The organism is Avibacterium volantium (genome assembly GCF_049366555.1).
Lineage (GTDB): Bacteria > Pseudomonadota > Gammaproteobacteria > Enterobacterales > Pasteurellaceae > Avibacterium > Avibacterium volantium_A.
Map to the genome: position 1 here is coordinate 1 of NZ_JBMMGT010000038.1, position 18,922 is coordinate 18,922.

Genomic DNA, 18,922 nt, shown 5'->3' on the forward strand with positions numbered 1-18,922 from the left:
TTAAATTATGTGGTGAACTTGCTCTCTCGCCGCGAATATAGTGAATATGAATTGCGTTGTAAAATGCAAGAAAAAGCCTTCACAGAAGCTGAAATTGAACAGGCTTTAGCGATTTGTCAGGAAAAAAACTGGCAAAGTGATCGCCGTTTTACAGAAAATTATTTACATTACCGATCACAAAAAGGCTATGGACTTAATCGAATTAAACAAGAGCTTTTTCAACTCAAAGGTATTCCTTCTGAGATCGTAGAAGATGTGTTAGCGGAAATGGACATTGATTGGTTTGAGATTGCGCATTCCGTGTTACGTAAAAAATTCCCCCATTATGCGCAAGAGCAAGATTTCAAAATGAAACAAAAAATCTGGCGCTATATGCTTTCACACGGCTTTCAAAGTGAAGAATTTGCCGATTTAGTCGGCTCGGGCTAAAACGAGTTTTACTAAGACACAGCATTTACTGCCCTTTCTTTATCTATGCTTTCCACAAAATATTGACACAAATAGCCCTTTCTTCTTTGAGTGAACCCTACTCAATGATAAACTAATGCCAATTTTTGTCTTAAATAATTAATATAGGAAACAACAATACGAGCGAGTCGATATTTATTTGCTACTTTAAAAGAAACCCCGAATGATGCACAGGTGGTGAGCCATCAATTAATGTTGCGTATTTTAGGGGGTATAAGGTGTAATTGCTAGAGGAAAGAGGGAAAAGAGGAAAATGGAGCAATATCTTTCTTTTTATTGCCCCTCATTAAGTTTATCTAGCAGTAATTCTTGTTCCAGCTTGCCCTTTAATCGCTTCTAGTGCTAAATGTAAATCTGCAATAATGCCTATACCTTGTCTACGATGGGAAAGATAACGGATAATTGCATCAACTTTAGGTTGCATTGAGCCTTTATCAAATTTATAGTTTGAAAGTTCCTCGATAGTGATGTGATCGAGTTTCTGTTGGTTTTCTTTTCCCCAGTTTAAATAAATTCCATCACCATCAGTAAGAATTATAAAATAATCTGCTTGAATTTGTTGGGCTAATAGAGCCGCTGTTGAATCTTTATCAATAACGCAGTCTATATTTGTTAATGAGCCTTCTTGTTTTGTTACTGGAATGCCTCCACCACCGCAACAAATAACAAGATAACCATTTTGTAATGCAAGTTCTATAGCTTGATGTTCTATGATTGACATTGGTTGGGGGGATGCTACAACGCGGCGATAATATTGCCCATCTTGTTTGAGTTTCCAACCATATTTACTCGCTAATTTGTTTCCTTCTTGATGTGAATAAACAGCACCAATAAATTTTGTTGGTTCTAAAAATGCAAAATCATTTTGTTTTACTTCAACATGAGTAAGAAAAGATAGAATAGGTTCACTAACAATTTTACGCAATTCTTGAGTTAAAACTGTTGCAATCATTCCTTGTGTTTGAGCAACTAAATTATTTAATGGGAAATTTGATTCTTCTTGGAAAGATTCATTTTGTAGAGATAGTAAGCCCACTTGAGGACCATTACCATGTACAATAGCAATTTGGTATTTTTGTGCTAATTTTCCAATGACTCTCGCTGCTATTTTTATATTGTCTAGCTGATTTTTATAAGAAATATTTTGCCCTCGTTTTAATAGGGCATTCCCGCCTAAGGCGATAACAATTTTAGGTTTCATTTTTTCCTCCTTCTATGTTTAACTACGATTTTTCTTTTAATTTATTTAATAATACAATAATATACTTATATTTAATGCAAATTCCAGAGAAAAAATATGAACTATAAAGACAAAAATTTTGAATTAAATTGTACATATAAGGTTATTAGTGTTTTCGAACAAGTGGTTAATTTGAAAAAAGGTAATAAAATTTATGCCATAATGAATCAAAAAATAAAGCCCGCACCTTATAGTTTAATATTAGAGAATGAATTATTCTTATCTATAAAAAATAATATTTCTAACACGCTTTTTATTCCTTATTTTTCTGTAGAAGAATTTGATTGTACGCTATTTCCTCAAAATAACCTATTAACAGCAAAAAACATCTCAACTTTTTTAGAGGAAATTATAAGACCTCAAGATATGTTTGAAGTTGTTTTTCAACAAAGAAGAAAAACTGCAAAACTTAAAGAAATGTTGGGATTAGGCCGAGGACTTACGCCCAGTGGAGATGATTATATTGTTGGCTATATGGCAGCATATTATGCTGAAAATAAAGGAGTTTTTAAGCCATTTGAAGAAATAGCAATCTTAGCTAAATATTGTACAAATGAGATTAGTGCAAATTATATTGAAAATGCTAGCCGTAGATTATTTAAACAAGAGATTTTAGACTTAATGAGAGAAATAGAAAATAGAGAGTATATTAATAATATGATGAGTTTTGGTTCCTCTTCCGGTATTGATCTATTATATGGTATTTTTGATTATATTAATAACAGAGATCTTTTTCATAAAATATAAAAGGTTTCATTACGAAACCTTTTGATTATTATATTTTAGAATATTTTGTGAGTAACAAATAACATAGTGAAGCCATCAAAATAGAATCAATAGATGGAATAAAAGTTAATGTAAAAAAGCCTTTTACGGTGAGAAACCCTATTAGGGAACCAATAAGCCAAGCAAAAAATGCAGGATATTTAACTTTCGCTTCGTTTTTAATACTATTCTCATCATAGCCCATTTTCCTATTTATAAAGTAGTCTGTAATATAAATTCCACAAATAGGAGGCGTTGTTATACCAAGAAATAATAAAAATGGAATAAATAAAGCCATTATATCTATACTACCAATCAATGCGGTAATGATACCTAATACAATTGTAATTTTCCATTTTTTCAACTGAGGGAACAGTGTAGAAAAAACTAATGTTCCTTGAAACATATTCCCAGCATTTCCTGTTATGCAAGCAAATATAAGTACAATATAAGCTGGTAATAAACTACCAATAATTAGCATTGCATCAAGTAATGTATTTTTGCCTGTTAATGAACTTGGTGTTGCACCAATGATAAAAAGGAAAGGATAAGCAATACTAAAGGTTAAAATACCAGCAGTAATAGCTTGTTTTTTATTTTGCGTAAAACTACCAAAATCAACAGAAGTAGTAACTAAAACAATAATTGTTCCTACAACAGAAGAAATTGCTGCACCAATATTCATTGTGTGTAGTGCTGTATTTATAGAAAACTTGCTTTTTAAAGTAAGATATAGAATAAAAAACATTAGCATAGCTATAATTGGAACAGCCCATTGAGCAACTTTGCTAAGAAAATCAAAACCAAATGTAGTTGCACTCACGAAAATGAAACAACCAAACACAACAATTATAGGTAAAGGAACATATAAATTAAATTGAGTAAGTAGAAAATCTTGTACGGTATGTCCAAACATATTAGCCGTAACAATAATCCAACCTAATAAACTGATTGCCATTAACATATTGATCGCAGTCGCACCTTGAGAACCGAAAGTAAATTTAATAATTCCGTAAGTGGGCAAGCGAGCTTTAACACCTATTGACATATTGATTATTGCGAGCAATGTTAATATTGAACTTCCTACAATAATAGCAAATAGCATTTTAGAAAAAGGGAGTTGGCTCCCTAGACTTGAAGAAGCTAATAATACAGGCGTAATTAGAATTCCCAGCAAAATCATTGAGATTTGAATAGCTGAGGCATAAGATGTGGGATTAGAACACTTTTTGTTAGCCATTGTGTTTCTCCTTATGTTGATTCTTATAATAACGCCAACCTCCCATATGGCTAATCTCGATTTGTCCTTGGGTAAGCCAATTCTCACCTAAAACACCTAACACTTGATCCCCATTAGCTAAGTGTACTTTGCCTATGGTTAATCCGTTTGGCTCATTTAATAGAATAGTAGCAAGTGCGGTTGGATTTATTGCCCAAATTTCAAGCTCAACAGCATAAGCTTTTTGAGTTGTTCTTTGCATTGCTGGATGAATATCGTTGATTGACCATAAACGATAGTATTCATCAGTTTTATCTTCACGTATAAATTGAGCTCCAACATTAAGTAAATTATGATTAAGCTCTAACCCTCGCATTAATGTTCCATTTACTGCAAATAAAATTTGTTCACACATTTTGACCTCCTTATTCACTATAAGTAGAGTAGTTTTGATAAAACGCATTTAAAGCTTGGGTGAAACATTGCATTGGTGCAGTTGTAATTCCAGCACCGATTTGCCCTATACCTGCCAATTTGTGTGCAATGCCTGTATTTATAATAGGTAGAATTCCCGTATCTACCACTTTTCGAATGTCAATACCTGCTGCGGTTGGTATGAAGTTTAATGTTGGTAAGGTAAATGCGGGATTTTGCCCTAAGCTAATGCTTTGCATCATCACACTATTATTAAGTGCGTCATTTGTGCTTCCTCCTACAAATTTGACAATAGCTGGGGAGGATGCCATTGCAAAGCCTCCTACGCCTGCAGTTTCGGTTATTGCACTATCACCAAGATCTGCGGCAGCATCGTTTATATCAAAATTAGGGAAAAATAATCCATTGACTGAATTTGCTGGAGCTTGAAACCATTGTCCCTTCATTGATGAAATTTGGATACCAAAATTAACACCATTTCTTGCCATTACGGTTACCATTGTGCTGTGAGGTATGCCTTCTGCTGCTACCAACATTGTTTTACAAGCTGCCATTGATAAGTTGAGGAAAAAATGATCATTATTAGTGATAAATTGGATAGTACGTTCAATGTGTTCTAAAGGTTGGTTAATTTTAAGTAAGAACGGTAGGATTTTTTTAAGAAATAATCCTGTTGCTGCAGCATTACGATTATGAACTTCATCCCCCATATGTAAAGCTTGTGCCATTATAGGTTTCAACTCAATGGGACCACTTAACTTAAGTGTGGCAGATAATGTTTCGGCAAGTTCCGTTTTCATCCAGTTTAATCGTGTTATCACGTCTGGATTATTGGCACCAAAACGCAATACTTTACCCAATCCCTCATTAAAATTACTAAAACAGCGGTGATGATTATGTGCCATATCCTCGATAACCCATACAGGCATAGAAGGACTAATAATTCCTGCCATTGGGGCAACTGCGTCATAGTGATGGCAAGGTTCAAAAACAATTTCTCCTTGTTCAATCAGTGATTTAGCAGCTTCTTTTGTGTTAGCCCATCCCTCAAATAAAATCGCTCCGATAATTGCACCTTGCATTGGACCACACATCGCATTCCATTGTATAGGGGGACCTGCATGGAGGATACGCTTTTTCTCTATTAACTGCGGAATCGCTTTTCCCGCTGGTAAAATATCGACTAAAACAGGCTGTGAAGCTAAATAACGAGAGAGCGCAATTTGATTGGCTTGATTGATTTTTGAGCAATTAATCAACGTTGCTAAAGTTAATCCAGCTTGCTTATCTCCCTGAGCTGGAGGTTGCCAATGTAAGTGCTGAACTGTTCCCCCTGCTTGCTGAATATTTTGTGCAAAGTTTTCTAATCCAATATTAATGATTGAAAGAGGCTGCTGAAAAAGATTATTCATTGATATTTCTCCTTTGCAAGATTTCTAATGCCATATAAGCAGATTCTGCATTATTGTTTGCAATAAGCACGCCCATATCTTGTAATTGTTTTTGGATCAAGAATTTATCTTGGACATCTTGAGCTGTACCACAAATATGAGCAATGAGATAAGGTGGTGAGTTCTGTTGCCGAATTTTTTGAAGAATAGGTAGTAATGTTTCCATTGGATTCAGATTTGAGCCATAGCCTAAAATGAGATCAAAAAGGAGTACCGCGACTTCGGGATCCATACCTTCTTGTAAAAGGCGTTGATTGCGTAACGTTGGATCAATCATTGGATGAGGTTTTCCTTGAGTAAAGAAATCATCACCAAGATCTAATAATGTATGTTGTGTACTTCTATTTATCTCTTTCAACATCGTTGCTTCATCAATAGGTGTATTGGAATACAAAGGTAACCCAGCTTTATGCAGAATTTGTTGAGCTTCAAAACAAAATGTTCCGCCAGAGAAAACACCGCGTAAATATTTTTGCTCTCTTTTTAAGGAATATTGATACGTTGGAAAACTAGGTGGGATATAAGAGGGAATACGTTGTTTTCTTAACAAAGCAACCGCAACTTCTGCTGTATGTGCTAGGGTTTCAGCATAATAAAGATTACTCCCACTATTAGCATCAGTGCTTTGTCCTAAGAAATGGATCACAACAGGCTTGTTTATCTGTTCTGCTTGTTTTTTTATTACATTTGCAATATCTGATGCAGGTGGTTTAGAGATCAATACTATGACTTCTGTATAGCTATCCCGTGCTAATAAGTTCATTGCATATTGCATCGAAAGTCCACCAATTTCTTGGTGCAAATCTTGCCCTCCTGTACCTATTGCTTGAGATATTCCTTCGCCAAGTTTATCAATACCACAGGTGACTTCTTGTAGCCCAGTGCCTGAGGCAGCAACAATACCAATATGACCTTTACGAACAATATTGGCAAAACCTAGCGGGATGCCATTGATTATTGCTGTACCACAATCTGGTCCCATAACCAATCTGTCTTTTTGTTGTGCAAGCCTTTTTATCTGTTTTTCTTCTTGAAGAGAAACATTATCGCTAAAAAGCATAACGTTTAATCCAGTATTGAGGGCTTTAATCGCTTCAGCTGCAGCATATTCACCGGGTACAGAAATAAGTGCTAAATTAAGTGCGGTGTTTTTTTCCACCGCATTTGACAGGCTTACTATTTGTGTCTTTGCACTATTTGTCGTTGTTTGTTCTGAGCAAGAAAAAAATGATTGTTTTGCAAAATTAATTGCTTTTTCACATTCCTCTTTCCTTCCTTTCACTGCGATGATCAAGTCATTGGGCTTTGCATTAATTGGTGGAAATTCAGCTTCTAATAAACGGGCCAAATTTGCGGGTGTCCCCATTACTACTGAAGCTTGCGTAATTCCTTCTATTTGTAAAAGTTTGGCAGAAATTTGCATTAAAGAAACGGAATCTTGGTAAAGATTCGGTAATATTGAATATTGGATAGCCATCTTCTCACCTATGACATTAATGCGTTGATAATCTCTGTTGATGTTGAAACCCAACCGAAAATAGCCCCTTGTGCTTTGATCATTTTCAGTGCATATTCTTGAAACTCAGGGAAATATGAGCCAACACAATCTTCAGGAATAATACATTCATAACCGCGATCATTTGCTTCGCGAACCGTCGTGTTTACGCAAACTTCGGTGGTTACTCCACAGACAATAAGTGTTTTAATTCCACGATTTTGTAAGATTAAGTGTAGATCGGTTTGATAAAATGCACCTTTCCCTGGTTTATCTATGATCGGCTCTCCTGCAATAGGATAGAGTTCAGGAATAATATCGTGTCCTTCTTCTCCACGAATAAGAATACGCCCTTTTGGTCCACATTCGCCAATAAAGGTTTTCCCGCCCCGTGTTAATTTTGCTGGAGGACAATCACTTAAATCAGCACGATGCCCTTCACGAGTGTGGAGAACAAATATCCCAGCTTGACGAGCGGCAGATAACATCCTTTTACAAGGTTGAATTGCTGAACGAACGAGATTGACATCATTACCTAAGGCTTCTCCAAATCCACCTGGCTCAACAAAATCGCGTTGCATATCGATCATTAATAATGCTGTTGTTTGAGGATTAAAGGATAGTGGGAAAGGTTCAGCTTGGAATTGTTTTAACATAATGAATATCTCCTTTTGTTGATAACAATTTATTTTTCTTGAAGGGATAATATAAAGAAAACCTCCTTAATCATAGAAAAATAAATTGATGAATTAAAAGGAAATTTATTGAAAATAGCGTGATATGACGGCAGTAAAAAAATATATTGTGAACGAAATCACAAGATATTTTTATGATTCAAAAGAATTGAATAATAAATTCAAAATTTATTAATTAAAAAATTACTGGCACCAAATGTTTTGTATATGAGGTTGCATAATATAATCTAGACACCAAGTTAATACTTTTCCTTGTACACTACTATTCCAAGCATAAAATAATTGTGTAGGTTGTTTTTGTTCTGAAATTGGTTTTTTTAATACTTTTCCTTGATCAAGTAATAGTTTTACTCGATGATGAGGGATGTATCCTATTCCTAATCCCGCAATAATAAGGTTAATTGCCGTTGAAAGTTCGGAAACGTAAATCACTTTCTGCCCTTCTAATGCCCAAGAAACCTGCTTATTCATATTAAAAGCAGTATCTTTTACCACGATAGCTGGATATAAACGTAATTGTTCTGAAGTCAGCACTGTTGTGAACGGGGCAAGAGGGTGATGAGGAGCTACCACAAAATCCCATTCTATTTTTCCAATTGGATGATAAACGATATTTTCGATTTTGGGGGCTGTATGTGGTGCTCCAATAACAAGATCGGCTTTTTTCTTATATAAGGCTTCCCAACACCCGTTATAAACTTCGGTATGGATTGAAAGTTCTGTTGCTGGAAAAAGTGCGGTTATTTTTTCGGTTAATTTTGCAAGAGCATCGTAGTTAATAATATTGTTTACCACAATAGTAAACGTCCGTTCAACGCCATTTTCAATGGTTCTAGTCTGTGTGATTAAATGTTCATAAGAATGTAGTAACCATTGGCTATGGCAAATAAAATATTTCCCCGCTTCAGTAAGCTTGACTTGCCTTCCTGAACGATCGAAAAGAATAACGCCGAGTTCGTCTTCAACTTTTTTAATAGTGTAACTAATTGCGGAAGGCACTTTGTATAATTTTTCTGCTGCAATGGAGAAATTTCCTGTTTCCGCAATAGTATGAATGAGTTTTAAAACATCGGGGGATAGGGGCATACTGTTCTCCTTTTCTAATTCTTTTTTAGTATAGCATTGAAAATAAAGGAGGTGGGGTGAAATACGTGATCTAATTCTTTCACCAATTAGATCACGTTAAGGTAATTAATTTGCTATGGGTTGTTCTCTTCTATCTAATAGATATTTTAGAATAAATAATCCTGCAATCATTATATAGGAAATTAGGAATATCGTAGGAGAATCACCACCAATAACTGGGTGGGCCTGATGGATAATACCAAAAAATGCCAATATAGCAGCTAAACCAGCACTAATTGCACCTTTTGTTGGTTGATTAGTTATCGCAAAAATAGCAATACAACCCCAGAGTAAAGATGACAGTGGGGCCCCGCTACCTAAATGAAATAATCCTGTAAAATCTACACCGCTCTTTTCTAAGATTGACCAACCTAATTGATTAGCATTTGTACCAACACTTTTGAGTGTATTATTAACGGTTGTCAATGCCCAAGCGCCAATCCAAGGAAAAAGACATACAAAAATCACGGGGACTTCTAATTTCGGAGTTTCCCTTACTACTTGATTAGCTGTAACAATACCAATAAAAATCAAAATAGGAGCGATCGCTGCCATCGGGATAAGTGAGAGTAAAAAACCTCCTAATCCTAATAGGCAGACGAGGAACATAACAATACCTGTTGCTAAAGTATATCCAATACCCGCCCCCATTTCTTTATAAGCCGTATGTCCAACATAAACGGTAACAGGGAAAGGATTTCCCATTAATGCACCAAACATTGTTGAGCAACCATTGGCAATCATTACGCGTCTAGTTGGGTAAGGATCGCCTGCAGCGTGGGCACTTTCGATATTCTCTAAGTCGAAGACATAATTTGCCAGTGCTAAAGGAACTGCCGAAGCTAGGTAAGGTGCGGCGATACTTAATCCCTCAATAAAAGAAGATAGATGCAGTTTTGGTGGATTAAATCCCGCACTGTGTAAGGCTTGTCCAATTTTGCTTGGATCTTGTAATCCAAAAAGCCAAGCTAAAGTTGTGCCAACAATTAATAAGAGTAACCCTGTTGGAACTTGTTTGAAGATGGGTGAACGTCCAAACCAATTGATAAAAATCAAAACGAGTACAACGAATGAGACAAGAGGTGTATGAAATGCTTGCAGCATAGGATTCATTGCTAATAGCAATAAACCTAACCCAGCTAAACAAGAAAGTAAGACAGTTCTTGGAACGGCTTTTCTTAACCAGTCTCCCATAAATGATCCAACAAAGAGAATAAATCCTTCGACAAATCCCCACACTAAACCAATTTTTAATGCTAGTTCATAGTCTTGAGTTTGTTGATAAACAGGTAAAAGGACTAAGAAAGTAACAGTAAATATAGAGGGGGCACTAGGTCCCGAAGGTAAGGCAACAACATCAGACCGATTGCTCTGTTTTGCTAATATTCTTGCAAAAATAACATAACAAATACTAGCACAAAGAACAGCTAAGCCAAATGCAGGAACAATGCGGCCGAAAACAATTTCTGAAGGAATGCCTACAACTAAAGTAAGTAAAGCAATCATCGTAAGAAGATTGGTAAGATTATTACTAAATAAGCCAAAAAAGGCAGCCCAATCTCCTTTTTTCCAAAATTGCGTTTTCATATCGTCTCTCCTTTATTTTGCGTAAGTTTGACCAAAGGCAAATAAGGCTTTTTGAAATGCCTCCATTGGCGGATGAACAATTCCAGCTCCAATCATTCCGATACCAGCATCTTTATGGGCTATTGCCGTATTAATGACGGGTAATAGGTTATTTTCCACCACTTTTCTAATATCAATCCCCGTAGGTATCCCCATAAAATTGAGTGAAGGGATAGTAATATTTGGATTGTTTCCAATCGTAATTTGATTCATTGTTTTACTATAACGTATAGCATCTTTAACCGTTCCACCTACTAAAGATACAATCGCAGGAGCCGCAGCCATAGCAAAGCCACCTATTCCATAGGTTTCTGTAATTGCAGAGTCACCAACATCTAAACCTGAATCTTCGGGTTTGTACCCCGCAAACATTGGGCCTATAACTTGTTGAGCTGGTCCTGTAAACCATTGATTTTGCAATCCAGCAACACGAATACCAAATTCCGTGCCATTTCTTGCCATTGTTGTCAGAACCGTTGAATAAGGAATGCCTTGAGCTGCATCTAATGCTGCTTTACAACACACCATCCAAGTTGGGCCTGAAAAATAGTCTGATGATGCGATAAAATTAAAAACGTCTTTTTTATCTTTGTTACTAAAGTGAGTTTCTAAAATATAGGGGGTGAGTTTTTGATTTAATAGAACTGTACCAGCGATATTACGGTTATGACATTCATCTCCCATATGCAAAGCCTGAGAAAGCATAAGTCGTAAATCAATCCCTTCATCACAAAATAGCATTGCTTCTTCTAACATTGGTCCAAGAATATCTCGCATCCAGTTTAAGCGATCAATAACACTTTGATCATTTGCACCCATTCTTAAGATTTTCGCCAGTTGTTCTGATAAATTAGTAAATGCAAAATTACCGTGAGTTTTATTTTCAACAATATGCACATACATTGATGGGCTAGTTACGCCTGTCATTGAACCAACAGCTTGATGTTCGTGACAAGGTGAGAATTTTATTTCACCACTTGCAGCAAGCTCTTCAGCTTGAGTGAGATTTTTAGCCCATCCTTCAAAAACGATTGCACCTGTAATTGCACCACGCATAGGACCATTCATTTTTTCCCAGTTAATAGGAGGACCTGCGTGCAAAAGCATTTTGTCTTGCATTCCAGGAATTACCTCTTTGGCTTTTCCATAGCCAATTAAAACGGGACTTGCCTGTGTTATGCGTTGAAAAGCTTCTTGATTTGCAAAATCTATTTTTTGTGCAATTTCTGTTTGTTCTAAATAGGTTAATGTTTCAATTAATGGTAAGTTTCCCCCACCTGCTGGTTGCCAGTCTAGTTGATATACCTTAGCTGATTGCTTTATTAAATCTTCAGCAAAACGTGCTAATCCTATATTGATAATATTTAATGGTTGATTAAATAAGTTACTCATTATTATTCTCCTTTTGCTACAAATTCTCTAGCTAACAAACCAGCGTTAGTTGAGCTAGAGGCGATAGTAATGCCAGCCGCTTCAAGTTGTGCAACCTGGTTCTGTACAGAAGGCTGATCTAATTCAGTTCCTAATACATAAGCTAAGATTTCCAAATGCCGTCCTGATTGTTGTGCTTCTCTTTTTACTTGTAGAAGTGCAGGCAATGTTTCTGCTATAGGATCAGGATTTGCACCAAAGCCTAGAACAAAATCAAGCAATAAAACACCAACTTCTGGATCACGTCCCTCTTGTAAAATTCGTTCTATGCGATAGCTTGGATCAATCATTGGATGTGCTTTACCATTGGTAAAAGAATCATCGCCAAAGTCAATAAATGTGTGTTCGATTGATTTATCGCTGGCTTGTAATTGATAAGCTGGGTTTGTTTGAATATTCGAGTAAACGTTAGGATACTTTTCTAAAGCAGAAAATAGGGCTTCATCACATAAGGTTCCACCACAAAATAAACCTCGAATGTAGCGTTGCTGTGGGTTAAGTTTTTTTTGTACCTCTTTAATTAAAGGTAAATTTAATGCGTGTTTATCGATACTTTCTTCTGGAATACCAGAGGCAATGACCGCCGCCATTGCAGCTGGTTTGCTATGAGAATAAATATGAATATGTGGTGCAGTTTTCGTTTCCTCTTTATAGCCTAAAAACCAAATAAAAATAGGTTTATTAATATGTTCACAAGTGGATAAGATTTTTCTCGCGATTGTAGGTGCAGGCGGTTTTGATACGACAATAATAATGTCTGTGTTGGGATCTTCAGCAAGCATTTGTAATCCATCTAACATCATAATGCCCCCAATATCTTCGCTAAGATCTCTTCCTCCCGTTCCAATTAATTGGGAAATGCCACCTCCAAATTCGTGTATTCTTACTGAAATTTCTTGAGCTCCAGTCCCTGAAGCTGCGACAATACCAATATTGCCACCTCGAACTTTATTCGCAAAGCCTAAACCAACGCCATTAATTATGGCTGTACCACAATCTGGTCCCATCATTAATAAACCTTTTTGATGAGCTAATTGCTTTAATTTCAATTCTTGCTCTATAGAAACATTATCAGAAAATAACATAACATTTTTATTTAGATTTAAAGCTTTTTCAGCTTCTCTTGCAGCATAAAGACCATTTACAGAAATAATGGCTAAATTTGTTTCTGGGTGTTTTTCATTAACCGAATTAATACTATGAAAAATGTCATTTTCTGCCTGTGTATCATCAAAAGGCTTTCTAATTAATAATTTTTCAACTTCTGATAGTATTTTCTGTTCGCTAGCCCCCTTTTCCAAAGACAATGCAATCATTAAGTCTGAAGGCCCAGCTTTTTCTAACTGACTATCAAATAAATGTGCTTCTTTTAAAACTGCTTTATTCATTGGTGTGCCCATCGCAATTTGAGCTTGAATAACCCCTTCTAATTGATTAACTTTTGTAGAAATTGCCATTAATGTAACGGAATCAAAGTATGTATTTGGTTTTAACTGATTAAGTAGTAGCATAGCCGTCTCCTTATTTATAAATATTCTTCGATAATTTTCGCAATTTCGTGATAGCCTTTACGATAAGCGAGTTCTAAAGGAGATACCCCCCATTCATCAGTCATAGTTGGATCAGCATCATGGTCTAATAATAAACGAATAATCCGTTGCATTTTTTCACCGCCATCATTCAAAATAATAGCTTCTATCAAAGCAGTCCAACCTACAGTATTTGTCAGATTGACATTAATATCCGTATTTTCTAACAGAAAACGTACAATCTCTTCGTGTCCTTTTTCGGCCGCTGGGGTTAAACCATTTCCCCCGAATCGCGTAAGACAAGTTAAATCACAGCCTAGTTCTACCATAAGCTTGACAAGCGTTAAGTCATTATGAATACATCCCTGAATAAAAGGGTTAAAACACTTGTTATCTTGAGTATTAATATCCGCTCCATTCGACGCTAACCAACGCACAGCATCATATTGCTTGTTTTGTGCTGCGATAAGTATAGGGGTTCGTTTTCCTTTATCTCTTGCATTGATATCAGCACCATTTTCAAGTAGTAAACGAAGCTGTTCAATATTGCCTTCGGCAGCGGCAGTAAATAGTTTAACGTTCATTTTTTCTCCTTATTTGTAGTTAATTTAACCATTGTGAACGATATTCATCCGTACAGAGTATGGTTAATAGATGGTTCAGAATTTGGCTTTGTTGTTGATTTTGCCAAGCGTAGTAAACCCTCACAGGTTGTTTATGCTCAGCAATGACTTTTGTTATCACTTTGCCTGAGGTTAAAGCAGGGATTGCTATTCGTGCTGGTAAAAAGCCTATACCAACCCCTTCAGCAATCATTGAAAGTACCATTTCTAAATCAGCCACATAAAAAACTTTTTGCCCTTTCAATGCCCAAGTTTTCTTTTGCTGTAACGCTATAGATGAGTCGTGAACAACGATAGCAGGGTAGTGACGTAGTTGAGAAGCTTGTAAAATAGAGTTTTCTTTTGCCAAAGGATGACAAGGAGAGACTAAGAATATCCATTCAATATCTCCTAAATATTCTGTACTGATATTTCCTTGATTAAATGGGGGATTCTGCGGAGCACCAATCACAATATTTGCTCTATTTTCATATAATGCCTCCCAAGCACCGTTATAAACTTCGGTACGGATAGAAAATTCTGTGGCTGGAAATTTTTCTGAAAGCGAGGAAAGAAGTTTAGGAATTGGATCTGGATTAACAATATAATTGAGGGCGATTGTAAACTGTTTTTCTATGCCATTATCAATTTGTGCGGCGTTACATTGTAATTCATTTAATCCTTGTAAAATCCAGTCTCCCTTTTCTAAAATATATCTTGCTGCTGGGGTAAGTTGAATATGTCCATTAGTTCGAGAGAATAACTTAATGCCAAGATCATCTTCCATCTTCTTTGCTGTATATCCAATTGCTGATGGAACGCGATGTAACACTTTGGCAGCTTCACTAAAACTCCCTGTTTTAGCAATAACTTGTAAGATCCGAATCATATCAGATGATAATCCTATCGCCATAAATATTCTCCTTAAATATCTATGCAAAATTTAGAAAATAGTTTATTTCTAAAGACAAAAAAATCATAGCAAGAATAAAAGAGAGGTAAAGCAAAAAGAATTGAATGAGATTTGCAAGAAATTTGTTGTAGGATACTGTGTAATGAACAAAAAATAGGGACTAAAAGAAGTAAATAAGAGTAATCAAATTATAAAAATTTAAAAAAGATAAAAATTTCACTTGATACTGTATATCAATACAGTTTATATTATGCAAAGCAATTAAATCATCAAACAAACGGGGCTTTCCCATTTTTTATAGGATCAAACAAAATGGCGAAAGAAGATAAAGCAAAAAAAGGTGAGAAAGTGCAAATTACCAATCAAGAAGAAAAACAAAAAGCCCTTGCTGCGGCCTTAGGTCAAATTGAAAAACAATTTGGTAAAGGTTCAATTATGAAATTAGGGGAAACCCAAGAGTTAGATATTGAGTCTATTTCCACAGGTTCACTGGGGTTAGATATTGCTTTAGGTATTGGTGGTTTACCAATGGGACGTATTGTAGAAATTTACGGGCCAGAATCTTCAGGGAAAACCACATTAACCCTTTCTGTTATTGCGCAAGCACAAAAATTAGGCAAAACCTGTGCCTTTATTGATGCAGAACACGCCTTAGATCCAATTTATGCTGCCAAACTTGGCGTTGATGTCAAAGAATTGCTTGTTTCTCAGCCTGACAACGGTGAAGAAGCATTAGAAATTTGTGATGCCTTAGTTCGTTCTGGCGCGATTGACGTGGTGATTGTGGACTCCGTAGCCGCCCTTACGCCAAAAGCAGAAATTGAAGGGGATATGGGTGATGCGCACGTTGGTTTACAAGCGCGTTTAATGTCACAAGCTCTGCGTAAGCTCACTGGACAAATCAAAAACTCAAACTGCTTGGTGATTTTCATCAACCAAATTCGTATGAAAATTGGCGTAATGTTTGGTAACCCAGAAACCACCACTGGCGGTAATGCATTGAAATTCTATTCTTCAGTGCGTTTAGATATTCGCCGTGTAGGTGCGGTTAAAAATGGTGATGAAATCATTGGTAACGAAACCCGTGTGAAAGTGGTGAAAAACAAAGTTGCCCCACCATTCCGTCAAGTTGATTTCCAAATTCTTTACGGTGAAGGCATTTCACGTAATGGTGAGTTAATTGAATTAGGTGTAAAACATAAATTAGTTGATAAATCTGGTGCGTGGTTCTCTTATAACGGAGAAAAAATTGGTCAAGGCAAAGCTAATGCAATGAAATGGTTGGCAGAACACCCTGAACAAGCCGAAGAATTAGAAAATAAATTACGCGAAGAGCTTTTAGCAAACCCAGACAAATCTCTCATTGCGGATATTGAAGCGGATCAAAATAAAGAGATCGCAGAAATGGATTCTGAATTTTAATCCCTTTGATTAAATCATCTCTAAAAAAAGTGCGGTAATTTTTGACCGCACTTTTTCTAACAGCAATTTAGGAATCAGTGAGAAAAAATGGCATCATTGGCATTAAATTATGTGGTGAACTTGCTCTCTCGCCGCGAATATAGTGAATATGAATTGCGTTGCAAAATGCAAGAAAAAGCCTTTGCAGAAGCTGAAATTGAACAGGCTTTAGCGCTTTGTCAGGAAAAAAACTGGCAAAGTGATCGCCGTTTTACAGAAAATTATTTACATTACCGATCACAAAAAGGCTATGGATTGAATCGGATTAAACAAGAGCTTTTTCAACTTAAAGGCATTTCTTCAGAGATCGTGGAAGATGTATTAGCAGAAATGGACATTGATTGGTTTGAGATTGCGCATTCTGTGTTACGCAAAAAATTCCCCCATTATGCGCAAGAGCAAGATTTCAAAATGAAACAAAAAATCTGGCGCTATATGCTTTCACACGGTTTTCAAAGTGAAGAATTTGCCGATTTAGTCGGTTCGGGTGAAAACGAGTTTTATTAAGACACAACATTTACCCCCCTTTCTTTAGATATGCTTTCCAAGGCTTTCCACAAAATATTGGCACAAATAGCCCTTTCTTCTTTGAGTGAACCCTACTCAATGATAAACTAACGCCAATTTTTGTCTTAAATAATTAATATAGGAAACAACAATGCGAGCGAGTCGATATTTATTTGCTACTTTAAAAGAAACCCCGAATGATGCACAGGTGGTGAGCCATCAATTAATGTTGCGTGCTGGAATGGTGCGTCCTTTAGCGTCAGGGCTTTACAACTGGTTGCCTACAGGCTTGCGTGTACTGAAAAAAGTGGAAAATATTGTGCGTGAAGAAATGAATAAAAGCGGTGCGATTGAAGTGGAAATGCCCGTTGTTCAACCAGCCGAATTATGGCAAGAATCGCAACGCTGGGAGCAATATGGCCCAGAATTATTACGCTTCCAAGATCGTGGACAACGTGATTTTGTGCTTGGCCCAACACACGAAGAAGTGATCACTGATTTAGTTCGCCGTGAAGTGAGTTCTTATAAGCAACTTCCACTGAATTTATACCAAATTCAAACCAAATTCCGTGACGAAGTGCGTCCACGTTTTGGGGTAATGCGTGGTCGTGAATTTTTAATGAAAGATGCCTACTCTTTCCACACCACAAAAGAAAGCTTGCAAGAAACCTATGACATAATGTACCAAACCTACAGCAATATTTTCACCCGTCTAGGTTTAGATTTCCGCGCGGTGCAGGCGGATACCGGTTCTATCGGCGGCAGCGCATCACACGAATTCCAAGTGTTAGCACAAAGTGGCGAAGATGATATTGTGTTTTCTACTGAATCGGATTTTGCAGCCAATATTGAACTTGCCGAAGCCGTGGCAGAGGGCGAACGTAGCGCGCCAACTCAGCCAATGGAATTAGTGGATACGCCAAATGCTAAAACCATTAATGAGCTGGTGGAACAATTTAATGTGCCAGTAGAAAAAACGGTGAAAACCCTGATTGTTAAAGGCGCAAATGAAGAACAACCATTAATTGCCTTAATCATTCGTGGCGATCACAATTTGAATGAAATCAAAGCGCAAAAATTAGCGCAAGTGGCTGAACCGCTTGAGTTTGCAGATGAAGCGGAAATCAAAGCCAAAATTGGAGCGGGTGTTGGCTCTCTTGGCCCTGTTAATTTGCCGATCCCTGCCATTATTGATCGTAGCGTAGCATTAATGAGCGATTTTTCAGCGGGTGCAAACATTGATGGCAAACATTATTTCAATATCAACTGGGAACGTGATGTGCCAATGCCAGAAGTGGCGGATTTACGCAACGTGGTAGAAGGTGATCCAAGTCCTGATGGCAAAGGTTCATTGTTAATCAAACGCGGTATTGAGGTGGGACATATTTTCCAACTCGGCACAAAATATTCTGAAGCGATGAAAGCCACCGTACAAGGCGAAGATGGCCGTCCACAAACAATGATTATGGGCTGCTATGGTATCGGTGTGAGTCGTGTGGTTGCCGCAGCGATCGAACAAAGCCACGATGAACGCGGAATTATCTGGCCAACGGATGCGATTGCGCCATTTACCGTAGCAATCGTACCGATGAATATGCACAAATCTGAAAACGTACAAGAATTTGCCGAAAATTTATACCGCACTTTAAGCGCTGAAGGGATTGAAGTGATTTTTGATGATCGTAAAGAGCGCCCAGGGGTAATGTTTGCGGATATGGAACTCATTGGCGTGCCGCATATGTTAGTCATCGGTGAGAAAAACCTACAAAATGGCGAAATTGAATATAAAAATCGCCGAACAGGTGAAAAACAGATGATTAACAAAGATCAATTAGTAGAATTTGTGAAGCAACAAATTAAATAAAGTTGTTGGGCAGCAAAAGCTGCCCTATTTTTTTGTCTAAAATTTGTGAAAAAAGCACCGCACTTACTTCTTTTGATTGTTTTTATCCATTTTGAT

General features: G+C 36.8%; 17 protein-coding genes. 5 read left to right on the plus strand and 12 right to left on the minus strand.

The window, feature by feature from the left end; translation table 11 throughout:
- The coding region (gene recX, locus ACLS0A_RS10250; protein WP_416083382.1) for a recombination regulator RecX at window positions 1–429 on the plus strand (429 nt) is incomplete at its 5' end.
- 331 nt (window positions 430–760) lie between these two features.
- Here recX (ACLS0A_RS10250) and ACLS0A_RS10255 read toward each other — a convergent pair.
- A complete protein-coding gene (locus tag ACLS0A_RS10255; RefSeq protein WP_035687867.1) occupies window positions 761–1,669 on the minus strand; it encodes a carbamate kinase in 909 nt (302 codons plus the stop codon).
- 96 nt (window positions 1,670–1,765) lie between these two features.
- Between ACLS0A_RS10255 and ACLS0A_RS10260 the strand changes: the two genes are divergently transcribed.
- Window positions 1,766–2,455 carry a DUF2877 domain-containing protein gene (locus ACLS0A_RS10260; protein WP_264244982.1) on the plus strand — a complete coding sequence of 230 codons (690 nt, stop codon included), beginning with the start codon at window positions 1,766–1,768 and terminating at the stop codon, window positions 2,453–2,455.
- Between the two features lie 28 nt (window positions 2,456–2,483).
- Here the strand turns inward: ACLS0A_RS10260 and ACLS0A_RS10265 are convergent, their stop codons facing one another.
- The 11 genes from ACLS0A_RS10265 to ACLS0A_RS10315 form a co-directional block, all read right to left on the minus strand.
- Window positions 2,484–3,713, minus strand: a complete 1,230-nt coding sequence (locus ACLS0A_RS10265; RefSeq protein WP_416083383.1) for a cytosine permease — start codon at window positions 3,711–3,713, stop codon at window positions 2,484–2,486.
- Window positions 3,706–4,107, minus strand: coding sequence for an allophanate hydrolase-related protein (locus ACLS0A_RS10270; RefSeq protein WP_416083384.1), 402 nt, complete (start codon window positions 4,105–4,107; stop codon window positions 3,706–3,708). The genes ACLS0A_RS10265 and ACLS0A_RS10270 overlap by 8 nt, the downstream gene beginning before the upstream one ends.
- 10 nt (window positions 4,108–4,117) lie before the next feature.
- Entirely contained in the window at window positions 4,118–5,539 is a 1,422-nt protein-coding gene (locus ACLS0A_RS10275; protein WP_035687882.1) for a DUF1116 domain-containing protein, read from the minus strand.
- A complete protein-coding gene (gene fdrA, locus ACLS0A_RS10280; RefSeq protein WP_416083385.1) occupies window positions 5,532–7,055 on the minus strand; it encodes an acyl-CoA synthetase FdrA in 1,524 nt (507 codons plus the stop codon). The genes ACLS0A_RS10275 and fdrA (ACLS0A_RS10280) overlap by 8 nt, the downstream gene beginning before the upstream one ends.
- A gap of 8 nt (window positions 7,056–7,063) precedes the next feature.
- Window positions 7,064–7,729 carry a cysteine hydrolase family protein gene (locus tag ACLS0A_RS10285; protein ID WP_035687887.1) on the minus strand — a complete coding sequence of 222 codons (666 nt, stop codon included), beginning with the start codon at window positions 7,727–7,729 and terminating at the stop codon, window positions 7,064–7,066.
- A 222-nt stretch (window positions 7,730–7,951) separates the two neighbouring features.
- Window positions 7,952–8,854 (minus strand): LysR substrate-binding domain-containing protein, encoded by a 903-nt coding sequence (locus tag ACLS0A_RS10290; protein WP_115261426.1) that lies wholly within the window; start codon window positions 8,852–8,854, stop codon window positions 7,952–7,954.
- 105 nt (window positions 8,855–8,959) lie between these two features.
- A complete protein-coding gene (locus tag ACLS0A_RS10295; RefSeq protein ID WP_416083386.1) occupies window positions 8,960–10,480 on the minus strand; it encodes a xanthine permease in 1,521 nt (506 codons plus the stop codon).
- Between the two features lie 12 nt (window positions 10,481–10,492).
- Window positions 10,493–11,911 (minus strand): DUF1116 domain-containing protein, encoded by a 1,419-nt coding sequence (locus tag ACLS0A_RS10300; RefSeq protein WP_416083387.1) that lies wholly within the window; start codon window positions 11,909–11,911, stop codon window positions 10,493–10,495.
- Between the two features lie 2 nt (window positions 11,912–11,913).
- Window positions 11,914–13,461, minus strand: coding sequence for an acyl-CoA synthetase FdrA (gene fdrA, locus ACLS0A_RS10305; protein ID WP_416083388.1), 1,548 nt, complete (start codon window positions 13,459–13,461; stop codon window positions 11,914–11,916).
- Window positions 13,462–13,475: 14 nt separating this feature from the next.
- Window positions 13,476–14,063, minus strand: a complete 588-nt coding sequence (locus ACLS0A_RS10310) for an ankyrin repeat domain-containing protein (RefSeq protein ID WP_416083389.1) — start codon at window positions 14,061–14,063, stop codon at window positions 13,476–13,478.
- A 19-nt stretch (window positions 14,064–14,082) separates the two neighbouring features.
- Window positions 14,083–14,994 (minus strand): LysR substrate-binding domain-containing protein, encoded by a 912-nt coding sequence (locus ACLS0A_RS10315; protein WP_330934438.1) that lies wholly within the window; start codon window positions 14,992–14,994, stop codon window positions 14,083–14,085.
- Between the two features lie 354 nt (window positions 14,995–15,348).
- Here ACLS0A_RS10315 and recA point away from each other — a divergent pair, with 354 nt between their 5' ends.
- The 3 genes from recA (at window position 15,349) to proS (ending at window position 18,826) form a co-directional block, all read left to right on the plus strand.
- On the plus strand, window positions 15,349–16,416 hold the full coding sequence (gene recA / locus ACLS0A_RS10320; RefSeq protein ID WP_416083391.1) for a recombinase RecA: 1,068 nt from the start codon (window positions 15,349–15,351) through the stop codon (window positions 16,414–16,416).
- Window positions 16,417–16,503: 87 nt separating this feature from the next.
- Window positions 16,504–16,962: a recombination regulator RecX gene (recX, locus tag ACLS0A_RS10325; RefSeq protein ID WP_103854329.1), complete on the plus strand. Its 459-nt coding sequence runs from the start codon at window positions 16,504–16,506 to the stop codon at window positions 16,960–16,962.
- A gap of 151 nt (window positions 16,963–17,113) precedes the next feature.
- Entirely contained in the window at window positions 17,114–18,826 is a 1,713-nt protein-coding gene (gene proS / locus ACLS0A_RS10330; protein ID WP_416083390.1) for a proline--tRNA ligase, read from the plus strand.
- Window positions 18,827–18,922 lie beyond the last annotated feature (96 nt).